Annotated in this window: 17 protein-coding genes and 1 tRNA gene; 5 read left to right on the top strand and 13 right to left on the bottom strand. The window is 35.4% G+C overall.

Annotated elements, in window-relative coordinates:
* Positions 1–6 precede the first annotated feature (6 nt).
* Positions 7–3,111 (top strand): type I restriction endonuclease subunit R, encoded by a 3,105-nt coding sequence (locus C1A40_RS17810; protein WP_102997053.1) that lies wholly within the window; start codon positions 7–9, stop codon positions 3,109–3,111.
* Positions 3,112–3,375: 264 nt separating this feature from the next.
* On the opposite strand, the gene C1A40_RS17805 is transcribed toward C1A40_RS17810, so the two are convergent.
* Positions 3,376–3,460, bottom strand: a tRNA-Ser gene (locus C1A40_RS17805).
* A gap of 185 nt (positions 3,461–3,645) precedes the next feature.
* Between C1A40_RS17805 and C1A40_RS17800 the strand changes: the two genes are divergently transcribed.
* Together C1A40_RS17800 and C1A40_RS17795 are read left to right on the top strand one after the other, a co-directional pair.
* Positions 3,646–4,275 carry an NAD(P)H-dependent oxidoreductase gene (locus C1A40_RS17800; protein ID WP_102997052.1) on the top strand — a complete coding sequence of 210 codons (630 nt, stop codon included), beginning with the start codon at positions 3,646–3,648 and terminating at the stop codon, positions 4,273–4,275.
* A gap of 165 nt (positions 4,276–4,440) precedes the next feature.
* Positions 4,441–5,631: a DegT/DnrJ/EryC1/StrS family aminotransferase gene (locus C1A40_RS17795; RefSeq protein WP_102997051.1), complete on the top strand. Its 1,191-nt coding sequence runs from the start codon at positions 4,441–4,443 to the stop codon at positions 5,629–5,631.
* A gap of 163 nt (positions 5,632–5,794) precedes the next feature.
* Here the strand turns inward: C1A40_RS17795 and C1A40_RS17790 are convergent, their stop codons facing one another.
* The 7 genes from C1A40_RS17790 to C1A40_RS18690 all read right to left on the bottom strand — a co-directional run bounded on the left by C1A40_RS17790 (position 5,795) and on the right by C1A40_RS18690 (position 11,763).
* Positions 5,795–7,555, bottom strand: coding sequence for an APC family permease (locus C1A40_RS17790; RefSeq protein ID WP_102997050.1), 1,761 nt, complete (start codon positions 7,553–7,555; stop codon positions 5,795–5,797).
* 224 nt (positions 7,556–7,779) lie between these two features.
* Complete coding sequence (gene ypfJ, locus C1A40_RS17785) at positions 7,780–8,682, bottom strand: KPN_02809 family neutral zinc metallopeptidase (RefSeq protein ID WP_102997049.1); 903 nt, start codon at positions 8,680–8,682, stop codon at positions 7,780–7,782.
* 201 nt (positions 8,683–8,883) lie between these two features.
* Complete coding sequence (locus tag C1A40_RS17780; protein WP_102997048.1) at positions 8,884–9,294, bottom strand: tetratricopeptide repeat protein; 411 nt, start codon at positions 9,292–9,294, stop codon at positions 8,884–8,886.
* Between the two features lie 140 nt (positions 9,295–9,434).
* Entirely contained in the window at positions 9,435–9,692 is a 258-nt protein-coding gene (locus C1A40_RS17775; protein ID WP_068602076.1) for a Txe/YoeB family addiction module toxin, read from the bottom strand.
* A gap of 1 nt (position 9,693) precedes the next feature.
* Positions 9,694–9,948, bottom strand: a complete 255-nt coding sequence (locus tag C1A40_RS17770) for a type II toxin-antitoxin system Phd/YefM family antitoxin (protein WP_102997047.1) — start codon at positions 9,946–9,948, stop codon at positions 9,694–9,696.
* Positions 9,949–10,034: 86 nt separating this feature from the next.
* Positions 10,035–11,393: an IS110 family RNA-guided transposase gene (locus C1A40_RS17765; protein ID WP_102997046.1), complete on the bottom strand. Its 1,359-nt coding sequence runs from the start codon at positions 11,391–11,393 to the stop codon at positions 10,035–10,037.
* 238 nt (positions 11,394–11,631) lie between these two features.
* Positions 11,632–11,763 carry a hypothetical protein gene (locus C1A40_RS18690; protein WP_277871382.1) on the bottom strand — a complete coding sequence of 44 codons (132 nt, stop codon included), beginning with the start codon at positions 11,761–11,763 and terminating at the stop codon, positions 11,632–11,634.
* Positions 11,764–12,138: 375 nt separating this feature from the next.
* Here C1A40_RS18690 and C1A40_RS17760 point away from each other — a divergent pair, with 375 nt between their 5' ends.
* Positions 12,139–12,861, top strand: a complete 723-nt coding sequence (locus C1A40_RS17760; RefSeq protein ID WP_102997045.1) for a T9SS type A sorting domain-containing protein — start codon at positions 12,139–12,141, stop codon at positions 12,859–12,861.
* Positions 12,862–13,144: 283 nt separating this feature from the next.
* Here the strand turns inward: C1A40_RS17760 and C1A40_RS17755 are convergent, their stop codons facing one another.
* Positions 13,145–14,566: a TlpA family protein disulfide reductase gene (locus C1A40_RS17755; RefSeq protein WP_102997044.1), complete on the bottom strand. Its 1,422-nt coding sequence runs from the start codon at positions 14,564–14,566 to the stop codon at positions 13,145–13,147.
* A 194-nt stretch (positions 14,567–14,760) separates the two neighbouring features.
* Between C1A40_RS17755 and C1A40_RS17750 the strand changes: the two genes are divergently transcribed.
* Positions 14,761–16,380 carry an ABC-F family ATP-binding cassette domain-containing protein gene (locus C1A40_RS17750; protein ID WP_102997043.1) on the top strand — a complete coding sequence of 540 codons (1,620 nt, stop codon included), beginning with the start codon at positions 14,761–14,763 and terminating at the stop codon, positions 16,378–16,380.
* A 733-nt stretch (positions 16,381–17,113) separates the two neighbouring features.
* On the opposite strand, the gene C1A40_RS17745 is transcribed toward C1A40_RS17750, so the two are convergent.
* Genes C1A40_RS17745 through C1A40_RS18610 form a run of 4 tightly spaced genes read right to left on the bottom strand, consistent with a single transcriptional unit; the run spans position 17,114 to position 20,681 of the window.
* Positions 17,114–18,307, bottom strand: a complete 1,194-nt coding sequence (locus tag C1A40_RS17745) for an IS256 family transposase (protein WP_102997042.1) — start codon at positions 18,305–18,307, stop codon at positions 17,114–17,116.
* Positions 18,308–18,363: 56 nt separating this feature from the next.
* Positions 18,364–19,089, bottom strand: a complete 726-nt coding sequence (istB, locus tag C1A40_RS17740) for an IS21-like element helper ATPase IstB (RefSeq protein ID WP_102997041.1) — start codon at positions 19,087–19,089, stop codon at positions 18,364–18,366.
* A gap of 37 nt (positions 19,090–19,126) precedes the next feature.
* Complete coding sequence (locus tag C1A40_RS18615; protein WP_241910428.1) at positions 19,127–19,957, bottom strand: Mu transposase domain-containing protein; 831 nt, start codon at positions 19,955–19,957, stop codon at positions 19,127–19,129.
* A 58-nt stretch (positions 19,958–20,015) separates the two neighbouring features.
* Positions 20,016–20,681 carry a helix-turn-helix domain-containing protein gene (locus C1A40_RS18610; protein WP_241910450.1) on the bottom strand — a complete coding sequence of 222 codons (666 nt, stop codon included), beginning with the start codon at positions 20,679–20,681 and terminating at the stop codon, positions 20,016–20,018.
* Positions 20,682–20,718: the final 37 nt, after the last annotated feature.

Genomic DNA, 20,718 nt, shown 5'->3' with positions numbered 1-20,718 from the left:
GCCACTATGAATTACAAAACCATAGCAGAAAGTAACAACTTTATTGTTTTAAATAACTATACCAAATTCAATATACTAAATGAGCCATCTGCAGGCCACCAAACAGAGGCAGATTTAGAAAAAGAGTTGGTGCAAGATTTAATAAATCAGGGGTACGAGTATGTTAAAAGCTTAACCACTCCATCAACCATGTTGGCTAATGTACGAGAGCAGTTGCAGCATCTTAACGCTATGACCTTTTCAGATAAAGAATGGGCACGTTTTGTAGTAGAATATCTAGATAAACCAAGCGATAACTTAGTAGACAAAACAAGAAAATTACACGATAATTATATCCACGATTTTGTGTTCGACGATGGCCATATTCAAAATATTTATTTAGTCGATAAAAAGAATGTGGTACGTAATAAAGTACAAGTTATTTCTCAGTTCGAACAAACAGGCACACACGCCAATAGGTACGATGTTACCATTTTAGTTAATGGTTTGCCATTAGTTCAGGTAGAAGTGAAAAAACGAGGGGTTGCTATTCGCGAAGCTTTTAATCAAGTACATCGCTATACCAAAGAGAGTTTTAATGCTACAAACTCATTGTTTAAATACTTACAAATATTTGTAATTTCTAACGGTACAGACAGCCGCTATTTTGCCAATACCGTAGAGCGCAATAAAAATAGCTTCGATTTTACCATGAATTGGGCAAAGTCAGACAATTCATTAATAAAAGATTTAAAAGACTTTACAACAACGTTTTTTGACAAACGCACACTCTTAAACGTATTGCTTACCTATTCGGTGTTTGATGTAAGTAATACGCTATTGATAATGCGACCATACCAAATTGCTGCAACAGAACGTATTTTATGGAAAATAAAAAGCTCATTTAATTCTAAAAATTGGGCAACAACAGAAAGTGGTGGTTTTATTTGGCATACCACAGGCTCGGGGAAAACCTTAACCAGTTTTAAGGCAGCACGTTTAGCAACAAAATTAGACTTTGTAGATAAGGTGTTTTTTGTGGTAGATAGAAAAGATTTAGATTTTCAAACTATGAAAGAATACCAACGCTTTTCGCCAGATAGTGTAAATGGTTCCGATAGTACAGCAGGTCTTAAAAGAAATATAGACAAAACAGATAATAAGATTATTGTAACCACCATTCAGAAATTGAATAATTTAATGAAAGGTGAAAACGACTTAGAGATTTATAAAAAACAAGTCGTATTTATTTTTGATGAAGCCCACCGCTCGCAATTTGGTGAAGCTCAAAAAAACTTAAAAAAGAAGTTTAAAAAATTCTATCAGTTTGGTTTTACAGGTACACCTATATTTCCCGAAAATGCTTTAGGTGCAGAAACTACAGCAAGCGTTTTTGGTAGAGAACTGCATTCATACGTCATTACAGATGCTATTAGAGACGAAAAAGTATTAAAGTTTAAGGTAGATTATAACGATGTACGCCCAAAGTTTAAAGGGGTTGAAACCGAACAAGACTTAAAAAAATTATCGGCTGCAGAAAATAAAAGAGCTTTACTACATCCTACAAGAATTAAAGAAATATCGCAATATATTTTAAACCATTACCGCCAAAAAACACACCGTACAAAAGGAACAAATAATGGGTTTAACGCCATGTTTGCGGTTAGTAGTGTAGATGCAGCAAAGTGTTATTATGAAGAATTAACTAAACTTCAAAAAGACAGTGAAAAACCACTAAAAATAGCAACCATTTTTTCTTTTGCCGCTAACGAAGAACAAGGCGCAATTGGCGAAATACAAGATGAAACTTTTGAGCCTAGCGCAATGGATGTGAGTGCTAAAGAGTTTTTAACAAAAGCTATAGAGGATTATAACGCTGCTTTCAAAATGAATTACGGTATTGATAGCAAAGGCTTTCAAGATTATTACCGTGACCTTGCAAAAAAGGTTAAAAATAAAGAAGTCGATTTACTAATTGTCGTTGGGATGTTTTTAACAGGTTTTGATGCACCGACTTTAAATACCTTGTTTGTAGATAAAAACTTGCGCTATCACGGCTTAATGCAAGCCTTTTCACGTACTAATCGTATATACAATGCCACAAAAACCTTTGGGAATATTGTAACCTTTAGAGATTTAGAACAAGCCACTATTGATGCCATTACACTTTTTGGTGATAGCAACACAAGAGATGTGGTGTTAGAAAAAAGCTATAAAGAATATTTAGAAGGATTTACAGATATTGCCTCTGGTAAAGCACGTAGGGGGTATGTAGAAGTTATAGAAGAATTAAAAGAAAAGTTCCCAAATCCAGATGAAATTGTAACAGAAAAGGATAAAAAAGAATTTTCTAAACTCTTTGGGGAATATTTACGCGTAGAAAACATACTTCAAAATTACGATGAATTTACAAATCTTAAAGCTTTTCAATCTGTAGACAAAGACGACCCAGAATCTATAGAAGCATTTAAAGACACACACTTTGTTTCAGATGAAGAAATAGAAGTGATGAAAAAAATCGAGTTACCTGCAGAACGCACCATTCAAGATTACCGCTCTACCTATAATGATATCCGTGATTGGTTAAAACGAGAAAGAGATGGTAAAGAAGCCGAAGAATCTGGTATAGATTGGGATGATGTGGTTTTCGAAATAGACCTATTGAAATCACAGGAAATTAACCTAGATTATATTATAGAGTTAATTTTCGAGAACAATAAGAAATCTAAAAATAAAGAAGATTTAGTAGAAGAAATCAGACGTGTAATTCGTGCCAGTGTAGGTAATAGAGCAAAGGAAAGTTTGGTTGTAGATTTTATAAACGACACAGATTTAGATACTATCGATGAAAAAGCAACGATTATCGATGCGTTTTTTAACTATGCCCAAAAAAAGCAAAAAAGAGAAGCCACAGCTTTAATTGAAGAAGAAAAGCTTAATGAAGATGCCGCGAAACGCTATATAACAACCTCATTAAAACGGGAATATGCTAGCGAAAACGGTACAGAGCTTAATTCAATATTACCTAAAATGAGTCCATTAAACCCGCAGTACCTAACTAAAAAACAAAGTGTCTTCCAAAAGATTGCTGCTTTTGTCGAGAAGTTTAAAGGTGTTGGTGGGAAATTATAATACTTTTAAAAAGCTAAATGAGTATAAACAAATATTGCTAATTAAATTTTTAAAATACTAGGTGGGACTATATCTAGAAATTGTATCCTAAATAAAACTTAAGTATGTAAGTTTTTTTGTTTTAGGAAGCCAAGGGGGTGTACAATTTATGTCTAGTCCCCAACTTTTAGGACTGATCCAAAAAAAGTGAAACATTTGAAAATGAAAAAACCTTGCAGAACAACGTTTTGCAAGGTTTTGAAGGGAGTTTAAAAAAAAACTCAGCGGAGAAAGAGGGATTCGAACCCCCGGAGGTGTGACCCTCAACAGTTTTCAAGACTGCCGCATTCGACCACTCTGCCATTTCTCCAAGTGTCTCATCAGGTATTCCCTGAATGCGGGTGCAAATATAGAAACCTTTTTCAATTCTATCAAACAAAAAATCATTTTTTTTAAAAATATTTTTTCTGGCAGGATCTCAACTTTATTTTTTCGCTTTAATATGGTAAAATACCATGAGCATATCTTATTTTTGCTCAAATTATTAAACCCAAAATGGATACGATTAAGCAGCTAAAATGGCGATATGCTACTAAAAAATTTAATGTTGAAAAAAAGCTTTCCGAAGAAAAATTAAACCTCATTAAGCAAGCTTTCAATTTAACAGCAACATCTTATGGGTTGCAAACCATTAAATTAGTGGTTGTAAAAGAGCAGGAAACACGTCAATCACTTCTAAAGGCTTCATTCAATCAAAAACAGGTTGTAGAAGCATCACATTTATTAGTAATATGTGTGCAAAGTGATATTACCACCACCGATATCGAAAATTATTATAAAAATATCAAAGGCATTCGCCAAACTTCAGAAACCATTTTAAAACCTTACCGTGAGAGTTTGGTCAATATGATGTCCAATAAAACCATAGCAGAACGACTTCAATGGTCGGCCAATCAAGCCTATATCGCCTTAGGGAATTTAATGACCGTATGTGCCGTTGAAGGTATAGATTCTTGCCCTATGGAAGGTTTCATACCTCAAGAATACGATCGCATTTTAGACCTCGAAAAGCAAGGTTTAAAATCGGTACTTCTGTTACCTATTGGTTATCGCGCCGACGACGATATGTTTTCAACTTTTAAAAAAGTAAGACGCCCACTAAATGAGGCTGTAATAGAACTATAAATGATTAGGGCGTTACCACAAGGGTCGGGCTCTCGGCCGTCGCTTTTTTGTGTGGCCTGCCTACCTAAGGGCAGGCAGGCCACACAAAAAGAGCTCCACAAGGCCTCCATCCCTAACGCAACGCACCGTACTTTACAAACAAACCTTTAAGAATTAAATAAAATTATGCCAGGATTCGAATTATTTGGAGATTTAGAACGAAAAGAAGTAAATGATGTATTAGACAATGGCGTGCTTATGCGCTACGGATTCGATGGCATGCGTAATGGCCATTGGAAAGCTAAGGAACTAGAAACCGCTTTACAAACGACGCTTCAAACCAATCACGTGCAACTTGTTTCCAGCGGAACCGCAGCCTTGTCGGTAGCCTTAGCATCAGCAGGAATTGGGGCAGGCGATGAGGTTATTTTGCCAACCTTTACTTTTGTGGCCAGTTTCGAAGCTGTCATGCAAGTAGGAGCAACACCAGTTCTTGTTGATATCGATGACACATTAGGCCTCGATCCCAAAGCCATAAAAAAGGCACTTACCCCAAATACGAAATGTATTATGGTAGTACAAATGTGTGGTGGTATGGCCCATATGCAAGCCATTCTAGATATATGTAAAACGAATAACCTTATACTTATCGAAGATGCTTGCCAAGCTATAGGAGCCACTTTTAATAATAAACCGTTAGGCAGTATTGGCGACTTAGGGTGTTTTTCATTCGATTTTGTAAAAACCATTACCTGTGGCGAAGGCGGAGCCGTTATAACCAATAATGAAGACTATTATGTTAACGCCGATCATTATAGCGATCATGGTCACGATCATGTTGGAAATGATAGAGGCGCCGAAACACATCCGTTTTTAGGCTACAACTACAGAATTTCAGAGCTTCATGCCGCTGTAGGTTTGGCTCAGGTTAAACGCCTTCCTGAAATTTTAAACATTCAAGAACGAAACTTCAACATCATAAAAGAAGCCTTAAAAAGCGTTTCCGGACTTACCTTCCGAACGGTACCTCAGGGTGGTGTAGAAAACTATTCCTTTTTAAGTTTCTTCTTAAAAGATTTGGAAACCACACAAAAAGCCATGGCTTTGTTTAAAGAAAATGGCATCGATGGGTGTTTCCATTATTTCGATAATAACTGGCACTATGTGAGAAGATGGCAGCATTTAACGCAGCAAAAATCATTGTTTCCGCTGTCTCAAGAAATTAAAAATGGCTTACAAGAATTGGAAAATAAAACCTTCGAAGCTTCCGATGCGATTATAGCCCGTAATATTTCCTGCTTAATCAAATTATCATGGACGGAAGAAGAAGTTAAAGCACGTGCCCAAAAAATGGCCGAACTTTTAGGAAGTCTATAGTATTGTAAAAACAGATATTGAGGCTTTTCAAAAAGCCTTTTAGTATTGTATTTGTCAGGTTGAGCCTGTCGAAACCCTTATGGTTAATTCCTGCTTTAAGATATTTCGACAAGCTCAATATGACAATAATTGTAACTTTTTCAAATGGCCTTATTCTTAAAAACTAAATAATCAATCGAACACCTCCTAATTCTTCCACTTTATAAGGAAAATGATCTCCTGGAGAGCCAATAAACATAAAGTTGATTGGAATTCCCCATTCTTTCGACAGTCTATTGATGAGTTCTGGTCCAAAACGATCGTCAATTTCAATAAATTCGATACTAATAGCGGGATATTCTCGGTCTACTACACGGATGTCATTCCTAAATTGGTCGTTTATCTCATTGCCATTTCCGGTAGCGGTTACCACTTTAATCTTCTTAGTGTGTTCGTTTTTCTGGATGTAAAGTAAGACTTTGTTAAGTGTAGCAACATCATCGTTTTTTGTAAAATAGACAAACTCCTGGGAGTTAATATTATGTATTAGGGATAGGATTTTTTTGTCAGATTTAAAGACAAAGTTTCTAAAAGGATCGAATATCGAATGGATAAGTTTTAATACAAATTTTAGCAATGCTGTTCTGTTTAACATAACAATGATAAACAAAATAGAAGGTATAAAATACTCAAGGAATACCGATAGATTACTAGGTACACCTTCTGCAGGTTTCATAATAATGTTACCTATTAGCGCAACTAATACAGCTGTAATGGCAAATATAATAGCACCCCAACTGGCTTTTTCGGGGCGAGGTAAACGGTTTCTTTTTACTTTAAGTAGAATGTTTCCAATGCCAAATAGCGCCATCACCGATAAAAATGAAATCGTATAAACGCCTGCTAGCAGTTTAACGTTGCCTTTGGTAATTAATAACACCGAAACGGTTAAAAGTAGAAAGATTAAAATGATACGGTATGAGCTTCCTTTTTTGTTTTTCTTTAAAAAAAACTGAGGTAAAATTCGATCTAAAGCCATACGTTCTAATAAACCAGAAACGCCAACGAAACTGGTAAGTACAGCACCACTTAATACTAAAAAAGCATCGACGCCAATTAAAATAGCTAACCAATCGCCACCTACATAGGAGGCCATTTCTATTAATAGGGTATTTTGGTAAGCATCACTTTGTAATACAGGTAAGGTGAATAAAGCTAATGCAAAAATTGCTGTAAGCGGATTGATAACACTCACTACAATCCACATATTTTTTAGAGTTTTTGGAAATACGCCTTTTTTCTGTTCTTCTACAAAATTTGCCGAACTTTCAAAACCAGAAACCCCGAGCATAGAAGCTGCAAAACCAAGAAAAATGGCATTGGTAATGCTTCCTCCAGTAGTGGGTAAATGCCAGTTTTCAAAAAATAATCCGAAACCATTATTTACTAAAAAAAATACTATAAAACCGCTTAACAAAATAAAAGACCCTAAGTGAAAAAGAAATATCCCTATGGCTACTTTAGCCGATTCGGAAACGCCTCCAATAGTTAATAGCGCAAAAAAGCTAAGTAATACAATAGTGGCTATAATAATGGGAATAGCAGGGATGAGGTGGTGTAAATAATGTATAGCTTCATTAGCAGAGATGACTGCTGTAGCCATATAAGATAATAAGGTTAATGTAGCGGCAAAGGAGGCTACAGATTTGCTAGTTGTATTCAATAATGCATTATATGCCCCGCCGTTTAAGGGTAAAGCGCCAACCACTTCGCCATAAATTTTCCTGAATAAAAACAGAACCAGTGAAACAATTAGTAGAGTAATCCAAGCATATTGTCCTGCAAAAGCAATGGCTAATGCTGAAACATATAATACCGAAGAGCTGATGTCATTACCACAAATAGCAGTGGAAGCTAATTCAGAGAGTTTATTGTGTTTTTTCATGTATTGTGAGGGTTGGTTATTGCGGTTTACTAAAGGTTTTTCATAAAACAAGCAGGTTTTACATGGTTTGTTTCTATGAGATGTGCCTTAAGTGGTTAATATTCAGAACTAAGATAGTAAAACTAAAAAGAAGATAATGGGTTTGGTTTTAAGTTATAAGCCATATGCCTGCCGCTTAAAGCCTATAGCATAATGCTTACTGTCTACTAACTAATGCCTTCAGACTACAATGGATTCGCATTAAAAGTATCGCCCTGAGAAAGGTCGCCTGTATCAAAGCCTTTTTTAAACCAACGCATACGCTGGGCTGAGGTACCATGAGTAAAAGAGTCGGGAACCACATGTCCTGAGGCATTTTTCTGTAAGCGATCGTCACCAATGGCATTTGCAGCATTTAACGCTTCTTCCAAATCGCCTGCTTCCATAATTTGTGTCATTTCTTGAGAGTGATGAGCCCAAACCCCTGCAAGAAAATCGGCTTGAAGCTCTAATCTAACCGAGTACTTATTGTATTCAGTCTTACTTAATTGTCCGCGTAAGCGATCAACTTTTTCTGTAATCCCCATGATTTTTTGAATGTGGTGTCCTACCTCATGGGCAATAACATAAGCCTGTGCAAAATCGCCTGGGGCATGAAGTTGCCGTTCCATATCACTAAAAAAACTTAGATCGAGATATAATTTTTCATCACCCGGACAATAAAAAGGGCCCGTAGCGCTCGAAGCCGATCCGCAGGCAGAAGCAACAGAACCTGTAAAAAGCACGAGGGTAGGGTTGCGATAATTTTCTAATTGGGCATTCCAAACATCTTCGGTATTGGCTAAAATTGTAGCACTAAAGGCAGCGAGTTCATTTTCTTTTTCGGTGCCTTGGTATGGTGCCGAATTTTCAGTTTGTACAGGGCCTCCTGTAAAAAACTGACTTATAATACTTATAGGGTTGTGACCAGTTAGAAAGGATCCTATTAGAAAAATACCAACAATAATTAAGCCTGTTTTAGAGAATAAGAGCCTAATTAAAGGGCCTAAAAGCATGGGGTTAAACCCTCCAAATCCACGACTAGAACCGCCGCCTTGACCTCTGCGATCTTCAACATTAGAGCTTTGTCTTTTACCTTTCCATTTCATATCTATATATTTATAAGTGAAAATTAACGATTCAATTTACTTATAATTTTAATATATACACAGATTGTTTTGCAACTTTTTTTAAGTATGTATTGTAAGTTGTTACTTTATAACTCGTTTATAATTAAAATTTTATGTTATGATTTACATCGAACTATGTAATTTGCCCTTTGAAGAAAAGTAAAAGTTAATAGGCTATCTTTAAATATTTAAATAATTGTCAAGTGGTTCTAAAATATTATTGGTCTCATTCATTTCAGCAGAAAGGGCTTGAGCTTCCGAAACCATCTCTGGGGTTAAACCTTGAGTAGATGAAATATTTTTTCGTGCTTGATTTTGCGGCGAGGTATCCATCATGGACGACATGAGTAAAAGGGCAATGCCTGCAACCTTATTCACTTTAACACCTTGACCGCGAATATATAACATGTCTAGGTTTCCAATAGCTAAGCCGTCTCCTTGTTCAGATGCTTTTCGATACCATTTGTTGGCTTTACTGAAATCTTTAGCAGTGCCTATGCCATTTTCGTAACACACACCAAGATTAAATTGTGCTGCCGAATTTCCTTGTTCGGCATTTTTATCAAAGCCAAGCCCTTGCTCGTACATCATACCGGTGTCGTGTATGATTTGTGGCGTGATTAAGCATCGAATTTAACAAATAAAAACCGAATAGAATATTCCGCAGGAATATTCGTAAGCAAGCTCGAACTAGCCATTAATTATACACCTTGTTGCCAGCAGTACTTTTTTCAGTCGTAATGAAATCTGCATTTTGCAATCAATATTTCATCTTCTCTATATTGATAAATCAGTCTATGTTCGCTGTCAATTCGTCGTGACCAAAATCCTGCGTATTTATGCTTTAGCGGTTCGGGTTTTCCAACTCCGTCAAAAGGGTTTCTAGCGATGTCTTTGAGAAGTTCATTTATTTTCTTCAACTTTTTTTTGTCCGTTTTTTGCCAATACAGATAATCTTCCCAAGACTCGTCAACGAATATATACTTCATTTTAACTTTCGATTAGGTCTTTGCTAAAAGTAGTTCCGTTTTTTAGCTTGTCAATTGCAGAATCTAACCTTAACTCATTCTTTCGTGAGGAAAGTTCGTGATTTGTAGCCATTAAAGAATTGTATTCTTGCAATGACATAACCACAATTCCAGAATCTTTTCCACGATTTATTATCAAAGTATCAAAGTTCTTCACAACTCTGTCCAAGTAGCTTTTAATATCTTTTCTGAAATCAGAAACAGTTGTTATTTGCATAATATTGTATTTTATTAAGTACAAATATATGTACAAAATGTGGTTTTCGCAATTTTTTTGCGTATTCTGACTAACGTAAAATTAAATCACTGTATTTCAGGTAGTTGTAAATCTTGATTTGTGAGTCCATATTTATCAATTTGCTTGCGCATTCTTTTTACGAGTCCGAGTTTTCTTTTTTGGTCAAGGTAAAGATAACCCTCTGGGTTATGGTATGCAACCCCCTTTACAATCATATTCCAAATAATTACTGCTAATTTTCTTGCAGTTACTGTAATAGCAGATACTCTTCCTTTTCTAAAATTGATTCTATGAAAAAAATCTCTAAGAGGCGTACTGTCTTTTAGATTACCAATAGAATTTGCCGCATTTCTTAGCGCTATTTTTAATCGGCTACTGCCTTTACCAATTTTACTAGACAGAACTTTTCCACCGCTTACTTTGTTATTAGGAGCTAGTCTGAGCCAAGATGTAAAATGTTTAGCAGTTTTAAATTTTTTAATACCATCATACCCAACTTCACTCATTATAGCTAGGACAGTATTATAACTCATTCCCTCTATGCTCATTAAATCTATGCCCTTGAACATTTGGTATGATTTTAAATTGATATCAATATTTTTAGGCGTGTTTTTATTGAGTCTTTTGTAAGGTTTTTTATCAATATAATGTTCGGCTTTTTCAGGGTCTTTACCTATAATTTCATCTAGTTTAGCAGCTATTTGATCATCACATTCTCTGATTTTTTTTTGAATAAATTCATAAGTCTCTAATTCATCTTTTAGAGCGTATAAAAAATCTTTACGTCCATTACTGTGTAATGCTTTAGCAATTTCTTCTTCACTTTTTTTACAATTGTAATGTCTTAGACTAGCAAGTTTATTAGGGTCAGATTCACCTAACGCTATAGCTTTTATGATTTTAAGACCTGTAAGCCCTACAACATCTTTAACAACAACATCCAGTCTAATATTCATAAGTCTGAGGTATTTTTGCATTTTTTTAGTTGCCGAAGCCGCTTGCTTAATAAGATTATGTCTGTGTCGTGTAAAAGTTCTAAGAATTTCTGTGTCCTCATCTGGTAGAAAACTGGAAGATAAAAGACCTAAGCTGTTTAGTTTTTGTATCCATTGACAATCTTTTACATCTGTTTTTTTGCCTTTAATATTCTTGGTAAACTTACCATTACATAAGGTCACTTCAAAGCCTCTAGAAACTAGCACGGCATGTAAATTTTGCCAGTAATTACCAGTACTTTCCATAGCAATAGTTTTAATTCCGTGTCCATCAAGCCAATCGGCTAATTGATAAAGATTTTCATTGTAGACACCAAACTCTTTAATTTGAGAATCTTGCTGCCCTACGGCTACCCAATGACTCCGGCTACCTATGTCAATTCCAGCAGCATTTTTGTTGATTACATCTAGTGTGATTTTATCATCCATAAAACTTAAATTTAAAAAGCTCTAAGAGAATGTGCTTTAGGCAAAGAGATTATTCTGAACGGGATCCACACAGAAAGCGTGGTCGCCAATGTACTGATGGCAAACATTCTAACCAGGATTGCGCACGTGCTTACATAAAGCAGCAACACTTTGAAAAACGGCCTTGCAAAGAGCTAAATATTAGAATAGTAATTTACAAATTTTACGTTAGCTTACGTACTGAGGAGTTTTTGGGTTTCTATGGGGGATTGCTGGCAACGGTATTGTATTGGGCATAAATATGGCCTTCCTTTGCCGCTTCTAAAAATTCTTCAAAAGCTAAAGGCATATTGTTAACATTTGCAGCTTCTAGAGCCGCTTCAAAATGCACGACAGCTTTATCGGAACTTACAGGAGTAGCTTCTAATACATCAGAATAAGGTGTATCTGTTTTTACTGGAGTAATTGAAGGTTCTTCTGTGATATTAGAATCTTTAATTTTGTCTACGGGTGATTGATTTTTACATGCTGTTAGAGACTTTCCAAACTGTTTTGTTGTAAGACGTGTTTCGTTTTATGTTTACTTTGTCAAAAAATAATTATTACAGGTTATCGAAAAATCTTATTTAAAATGTAATCTAACCCTTTAGTAAATGTGAAAGGCATATATTTAGCATCTTAATAAATTATTATAACCTTTTTCATCTGGATAAACCAAATTTTGTTTTGTATAGGAGGAGTTGGCAAACATTAAAAATACAAAACAATGAAACAAAAATTACTAATTCTAGGTATTACTTTACTAACCTTAAAAGTAACTTATTCTCAATGTGCCGTAGCACACATAACCGAACAATTTTCGTCTAATATAATCCCCTCAGTTATAGGTCAAAGTTTTACAGCCGAGTGTGATGGAACTTTAGCTAGTTTTCAAATCTATGCTTCAGAAATAGGAACTTTAAAATCTGGAACTTTAAATATTTATGATGGGAATACGAATTCGGGAACCCCAATTTATACGCAAATTTATCCAGAAATCGTTGTTACCAACATTGATAATCCAATTGTTTTTAATATTACAGGTAGTGTTCTCTTATTAGCAAATAATCAATATTCGTTTCAGGTTTCTACTAATCTAAATTATTTCTTAGGATATCCCAATCCATACACTAGTGGCACAGCCTGGGTTAATTCTAAAGTCTCATCTTTAATGGATCTATCTTTTAGTGTAAGTATTAGTGATAATGCTTTAGGGGCTGAAGCGTTTAATAAGGACAATAAAATATCAATATTTCCTAACCCTGCTTCAGAATTTATTACAATTTCTAATATGGCGGTTTCTGAAAATTATAGCATATTAAATGCTTTAGGCCAAGAAATAATAAGTGGAATTACAGGTAACAATGAAATTGATATTAGAAGCCTAAATAATGGTTTGTATTTTTTGAAATTTGAGAAGGGAGCTGTCTTAAAGTTTATAAAAAAATAATAAACGCTTTCCCGTTTAGTATAAAATTATTAGTCTAACCTAATTTTTTAATTTAAAGTTAGCGGATGTTTGTTTGTGATAATTTTCACTTGGTGAAATTATGGTATTCAAGTCCGCTAATTTTCTTATAGGTAATTGATTATTACTATATAACTTTAGCGTTTTTTGACTTAAAGGTTATGTCATTTGGTAAAAGACACGCCAGAAATACACCCAAACCGAGATCCGCTAAAACAACTTTTTGGCATTTCTGGTCTCTAATTAAAAACGATATATTATTAGATTATCTATTGATAAGTCCTAGAATATCATCTTCAAATTTATAAGAGAATATATTCGCATTACTATCTATTATTTTTTTGTTCTTATCAACAATAATAGATTTAGTAATCGGGTAGATGATTAATTTTTCTGAAGCTAATTTAGAGTCTTGGAATTGGTATTCATGCTCATGATTAAAATTAAAACTATTCAAAAGTTTATTGGCTTTTTCTAAACCATAATCATCGATATTTATAGTAATGAAATCCACTTCGGGATATTTAAGTTCCAATTCTTTTATCTTGTAATGGCTGTCTTTGAAATGCTGATAATATACGTTAGACCAAAAGGTAATTACGGTAAGGGTGCTAATAAGCGTGTTAAGTTCTATAGCTTCATGGTTGTAATCAACCAGTTCAACAAGAGGTAATTGCGAACCATTTTTTAACTTATGAATGGAATTAGCATATTTGGTCATTCGCTCCTTTTCAGACGCATTACTACTATTATTTAAGTAAAAATCTAAAACCTTTCTATTGTAAGATTCGTCATCGTGTTTCGATAAGTATTTTAAGGTAAAGTGATAAAGTAAGTCATCCTTAATGCTGTTATCCGAAACCAAACAGTCAATCAATTTTAGGCGCTCGTAATTATAGCAAAAGGCATGTTGTTTACGCGATTTTTGTTCGTTATGTTTCGCGTGTTTATTAAGCGCTAAATTACTAATGTTATGCTTTAAAAACGTACGGTAATTGTGGTAGTCGCTAAAAAAAGTATCGTTGTAATTGATGGTTTTTCGGTAGTTATAAAAATCTTCAGGTAAACTTTTAAGATTTTTCATTTTGTTTTTCCCGTGGTGCGCGAATGGATACACCTCTTTATTGGAGTAATAACTGTATTTGTTATTGGCTTCAGCTATTTTAATAAATAAAGGAGAAGGTTGATATCGATTTATAAAACTTGCTAAAAGGTTATCCTTTTCAGTTTTTATAGAGTCGATCTTTTGCTCATAAACATCGGGTGAGAGTTGGCAAAGTTTAAAAATGTATTTTTCTTCTTTTTCGTGCTCCAGAAAATCATTAATCAAATAGTTGTTTTTCTTGTCACCTTTACCTGTAAAAACTAAAGATTCATCGAAGTCTAAGGTGTTTAATCGAAACAAGACACTATCTCTAGGTTCTAATAAAACCATTTGAGTTTCAATACCGTGCTTAAAGGTGTAAATTCCCGGAGAAAGTGAATCTAATTTGTAAAGAAATCGGTTAACGCCATTTAATTTTACAGTGTCTATCACTTTTTGATCTTTAGACAGAACAACGTAGTTGGTGTTGGGGTTAATAATTTCACCACCAATATAAGCATAACTATTTTTCTCGTTAGCACTGTTTTGATTACAGCTATAAAAGGTAAATAGTAAAACTACAATCGAAAAGTTAATTCTCATAAATATGATAGCGTATCTTTGGATGAACAAATGTATACGTTGTTATGGGATTCGGCTGTTAAGAGGCTGTTAAAAGTTGTTTTTCCTACAAATTTAGAAGCTTTTTTAATTGGTTATATGGTTTAAAATAGCCAGACTTAAGTTTCGTCTTCCCAATTCATTTTTCTACTTTTGCAAAAATTTTAATATAAATTATGCTATCAGTATCAAATCTTTCTGTCCAATTTGGAAAACGTGTGCTTTTCGATGAAGTAAATACTTCCTTTAACAATGGAAATTGCTATGGTATTATTGGAGCCAACGGGGCCGGGAAATCTACTTTTTTGAAGATTCTTTCTGGGAAAATGGAGCCAACATCTGGGCATGTCTCGCTAGAGTCAGGAAAGCGTATGTCGGTATTTGAACAAGACCATAGTTTATATGATGAGCATACGGTTTTAGAAACGGTTTTGATGGGGAATAAGCCTTTGTTTAAAATCAAATCTCAAATTGATGCCCTTTATGCCGATTACACCGATGAAAACGCCGAGAAAATTGGTGAGTTACAGGTGCAATTTGAAGAAATGGATGGCTGGAACGCCGATAGTAATGCGGCTTCAATGCTATCTAACCTAGATATTAAGGAAGATTTGCATTATACCATGATGGCCGATTTAGATGGTAAACAAAAAGTACGTGTGTTATTGGCGCAGGCCTTATTTGGAAATCCAGATGTGCTTATTATGGATGAGCCTACCAACGACTTGGATTACGAAACCATATCGTGGTTAGAAAATTTCTTGGCTAATTATGATAATTGTGTGATTGTGGTTTCGCACGATAGACACTTTTTAGATGCGGTGTGTACACATATTTCGGATATTGACTTCGGAAAAATTAATCACTACTCAGGAAACTATACTTTCTGGTATGAGTCTTCGCAATTAGCAGCAAGACAGCATGCTCAGCAAAACAAAAAAGCGGAAGAGAAAAAGAAAGAATTAGAAGAATTTATTCGTCGTTTTTCTGCCAACGTAGCAAAAAGTAAACAAGCTACCAGTAGAAAGAAAATGATTGATAAATTAAATGTAGCTGATATTAGACGCACCAGCAGAAGGTATCCTGCTATTATTTTTGAGCGCGAAAGAGAAGCAGGCGATCAAATTTTAAATGTTGAAGGCCTTGCAGCATCTATGGATGGTGAAGTGCTCTTCAAAGACATCGATTTAAACTTAGCCAAAGGCGATAAAGTGGTGGTGTTTTCACGTGATTCGAGAGCTACTACAGCATTCTATCAGATTTTAAATGATAAAGAAAAAGCCGATACCGGTAAATTCATGTGGGGTGTTACGACTACACAATCATATTTACCTTTAGATAATAGTGAGTTTTTTGAAAACGACTTAACCTTAATTGATTGGTTACGTCAGTGGGCAAAAACCGAGGAAGAGCGCGAAGAAGTTAATATTCGTGGTTTCTTAGGAAAAATGATTTTTAGTGGCGAAGAAGCCTTTAAAAAATCGTCGGTACTTTCGGGTGGTGAAAAAGTAAGATGTATGCTTTCTAGAATGATGATGATGCGTGCTAACGTGTTACAACTTGATGAGCCAACAAACCACTTAGATCTTGAAAGTATAACGGCTTTTAATAACTCATTAAAAAACTTTAAAGGAACGATACTATTTACTACGCATGATCATGAGTTTGCACAAACAGTAGCAAATAGAGTGGTTGAGTTAACGCCAAACGGTGTAATAGACCGCTACACCACTTGGGATGATTATATGCAGGATCCTAAAATAAAGGAATTACGTAATAAAATGTATGGGGCGTAGGCTTTAGGCAATATGCTGTATGTTTTATGCCGAAGGCTAGAATAAATTGAAGTTGTCTTGCTTATTTAGCTTCGCCCTTCAACAAGCTAAGTGTGACACCGTAGTGCATAGTTTCAGTGTGGGTTAATAATCAATAGTCAATAATGAATATTCAATTGTTTTATCTACGGTCTTCGAGCGGAGTCGAGAAGTTAAGTTACAAGGTTACAAGGTTACAGCGTTAAAAAGATGGTGTCATTCAGAATGAGGAACGACTGAAGAATCTTTAGCTCAATAACTTGTTGTAAAACATAGATTCATGAAGGTTTTTTGCCTTAGGTCGTATGCTTTATGCCAGTAACCAACAACTAATTATCACTTCTAATACCTACAATTTAACTTTTAGCTTTGAAGACTCTTCGACAAGCTCAGAGTGACAAGTTGGGACCACGTTTCAGTAGTAGGTTAATAATCAATAGTCAATAATGAATATTCAATTGTTTTATCTACGGTCTTCGAGCGGAGTCGAGAAGTTAAGTTACAAGGTTACAAGGTTACAGCGTTAAAAAGGTGGTGTCATTCAGAAGGAGGAACGACTGAAGAATCTTTAGTGGCTATTTCGGAGTGACCATGGCACGTATTTCGGTCAAACCGTGCCACTTTAAGAGATCATACAATAATAGTTAAAGAGTTTATCCAAAATTTTGTGTTTTTGAAAAATAATTTCAAAATTCATAGGTTAAAATAATATAGATTATAACCTGTTTGGAAAACAAATATACAATTGATTGTAAATTTGGCCCCATTTAAATCGTGTTTTCTTCCATTTTTTGCTGATGCTTTGAGCTGCTAAATATATGGATTTCAGTGCTGCATCATCATGAGGAAAGACTTTTTTGTTGCGTGTATATTTTCTTAAACTGGCATTAAAACTCTCAATGATATTGGTAGTATATATAAGTTTTCTAATCTCTTTTGGGTAGTTTAAAAACGCGGTCAAATTATCCCAATTGTTTTCCCAAGACTGTACGGCAGAGAGGTATTTATCTTCCCAATTTTGTTTAAAGACTTCGAAAGCCTCTAAAGCGAATTTCTCATTATCGGCTTGATAAATAGCTTTAATATCGACCATTATTGATTTACGGTCCTTATAGCTCACATATTTTAAAGAGTTTCTAATTTGATGTACGATACATATTTGACGTATACTACCTGGAAAAATAGCTTCTACAGCTTTATCTAATCCAGAGAGGTTATCCGAACACAGAAAGAAGATATCTTTTACGCCTCTAGAGCGCAGATCGTCTAAAATGGACATCCAAGCAGCTGCCTTTTCTGTCTCCACAATACTCATGCTCAAAATATCTTGTTGCCCTTCGGTATTCACCCCTAAAACTATCATACAGGCTTTAGATATTACCTTGCCTTCTTGACGTATTTTATAATGAATAGCATCTATCCAGACAATGGGATATACGTCTTCTAAAGGTCTATTCTGCCATTGTTTGATGTCTTCCAATAATTGATTGGTGACAATGGATACCTGTGATGTGGAATACTGCACTCCATAGGTACTTTCAATAAAATCAATAATATCGCTATTGCTCATACCTTTGGCGTAAAGCAGTTGAATACAATCTTCTAATTCTTGACTAATCGATTGATGTTTGGGGACAATAACAGGCTCAAAGCTCGCTTGACGATCTCTGGGGATTTTGATGCGTTGTTCGCCGTTATGAGTCTTGATAGTTTTCTCTGAGAAACCATTGCGCTGGTTGTTCTCAATTACAGAACCTCCTTTTTGAAACCCTAAGTGGGCAGTCATTTCTGCTTTTAAAAGTGATTCAATACCACGTTTAAGCAACTGTTCCTTGACCTGGTCAAAGTCCTCCTTGTTGCTGATTTTGCCGATCAAGGCGTCTAATTGTTTTTCTAAGTCTGAGTTCATAAAATAAAAATTTAAAAGTAAATTTTTTGCCTATGAATTTCAAAATCATTTTTAAACTAACTAACAGCAAAAACACAAAATAGTTTACAGTCCCTCCTATGCGATGAATTTACAATACGATCTAGTATCGCATCAGCGATAGTGCTTTCGCCGATAATATCGTACCAAGCGGATACAGGTATTTGTGAAGCTACAATCGTTGCTTTTTTATCATGTCTTTCATCGATTATGTCCATAAGCGCCTCTCTGTCCTGATTGTCGAAGCTCTGTAAACCAAAATCATCAAGGATAAGCAGATCTACTTTTAATAGTTTTGCAAGTTCTTTAAGGTAAGTGCCATCTACTTTACTTAGTTTTAATCGTTTCATCAGTCTAGCAGTATTTGTGTATAGGGTTCTTTTATTCATCATACAAGCTTGATGTCCCAATGCCTGAGCTATATAACTTTTACCCACTCCAGAGGATCCTGTGATAATCAAGTTTTCCTTTTTTTGTACAAAATCTAGAGTAGCCAAACGCTCGAACATATTTCTGTCCAAGCTTCTGTTGTGCAGGTAATTAATATCTGTAAGTGTAGCTCCCTGCTTAAAGGCTGCTTGCGTTGTAAGCCTTTTTATCTTTCTATTCTGAAGGTCTTCCCATTGGTGATCGGTAAGCAATGCTAGATATTGATCTGGCGTAAGACCCTCTATTCGGTTATCACTAAGGTGGTTGTGATGGAGTTCAGCCATAGCTGTTAATCTCATTTTTCTGAGTTTTTCGATGGTGTGATTTGTATTCATATATGTATAAAATTTAAGTGATTTTTTCGTGTTGTTTTTACTTATAATTGGATGCCCCACGGATGTTCGCATGCTTGGGGATATGAGAACCTCGGTCTGTTTCTTCTTGTAGGAATAAGGAGCTTTGATCTAGATTATTCTTCAGTATGTTGGTTATCCTGTTGTAGCTTACAGCATCAGCCTGTATGGCTCTTTTGCAAGCATTATCTAACCTTTGGGAGCCATAAGACTTATGGAGTTGTATAACGCCCATAGCTCTTTTATACCCTGTTTCAGGATAATCCAACGCAGCAATAATCCGCTCGACACATGCTGCAACATAACTACCATGGACAGCTGCCTTGTTCTTAAAGTATTGCGGACTCCACTGGCTGTATTGTTTATGAGAACTACTAAGGTGATCCTTGTTGGTTATGTATGCGCCTTTGGAACCGCTACGTTGGTGTATAGCTATGCGCTGTTGATTATAATACACCTCTACCATGCCTTTGGTATAGTGTAGCGTGGTTTCCTTGCCAATGTAACGATATGGAACGCTGTAGTAAGTCTTATCTGGTGAAAAATAGATATAGCCTATTTTCTGAACCTTAGCTCTTCTATATTCTTTTATCTCGTAGCGTGTACTGCTTAAGGGTTTTAGATACTCTCGTTCGACGCTTTGGAAGAGCTCCAGACGACTAGCTTCTTTGCGTTGGAATAATAGGTTGTTGTAGCACTCTAGCAGAAGTTTTATCTCTTTGTTTAGATCTGCTAAAGAAAAAAAGGTCATTTCCCGAAGGGGATAATAAATCCGTTGATAAGCTAGATGCACCGCGTTTTCCACCAGCGCTTTATCTTGAGGGGAGTAACTACGCGTTGGATTGACCACGCAGTTGTAATGGCGGGCAAAGTCTTTAAAACTACGGTTAACCTGAGCTTCGTATCTACTAGATCTGGTAACGGCTGATTTTAGATTGTCTGATACGATGGCCTTGGGTACTCCCCCCGTAGAAATGAAGGGCGTTTTCGCAACAACTTATAAAATCTTCACGCTTTTGGCTCATACAAGCCTCAACATAGGTATACTGACTGTTAGGGAGGATGGCAACAAAGACCTCTACTGGAAGTATCTCGCCTGTGATTTTGTCTACTATCTGAAGTTTTTTTCCAGCAAAGTCCACGAACATCTCTTTCCCTGCCTCGTGTTCAAGTTTCATAGATCCCTTGATCTTGGCATATTTACGATGGTAATGCTCCATGAATTGAGTGTAACTATAAGGGTCTTTAACCTTTTGACTATATTCTGTGTAGTGGTACAAAAAAGTAAATCCTGGGTGGTTCCGAGCCTTATTAATACTTTCAAAATAAAGCATCAATTCATCATAGCGTTTGTTATTTATGGTTGTATGAGATGTAAAGAGCTTTTCTAGGGTGTGGTTGTCTAGCTTTAATAACTCCTTAAAACTATAACCACTACCTTTAAATAGGTGTATATAGCTATTTATAGTGTTGCGGGAAATGCCAAGTGTGGCTCCAATTTGACGGTTACTATAACCATCTTGTTTTAAGTTGATAATTTGTTTTAGGTCCATTGGATCAAGTGTGTTGGCCATATCGCTTTTTAGAGCAATAAGGTAATTACTTGATCTC

Source organism: Tamlana carrageenivorans (assembly GCF_002893765.1).
GTDB lineage: Bacteria > Bacteroidota > Bacteroidia > Flavobacteriales > Flavobacteriaceae > Pseudotamlana > Pseudotamlana carrageenivorans.
The sequence above is the reverse complement of the archived record's forward strand: the minus strand, read 5'-3'. Positions and strand labels throughout refer to the sequence as shown.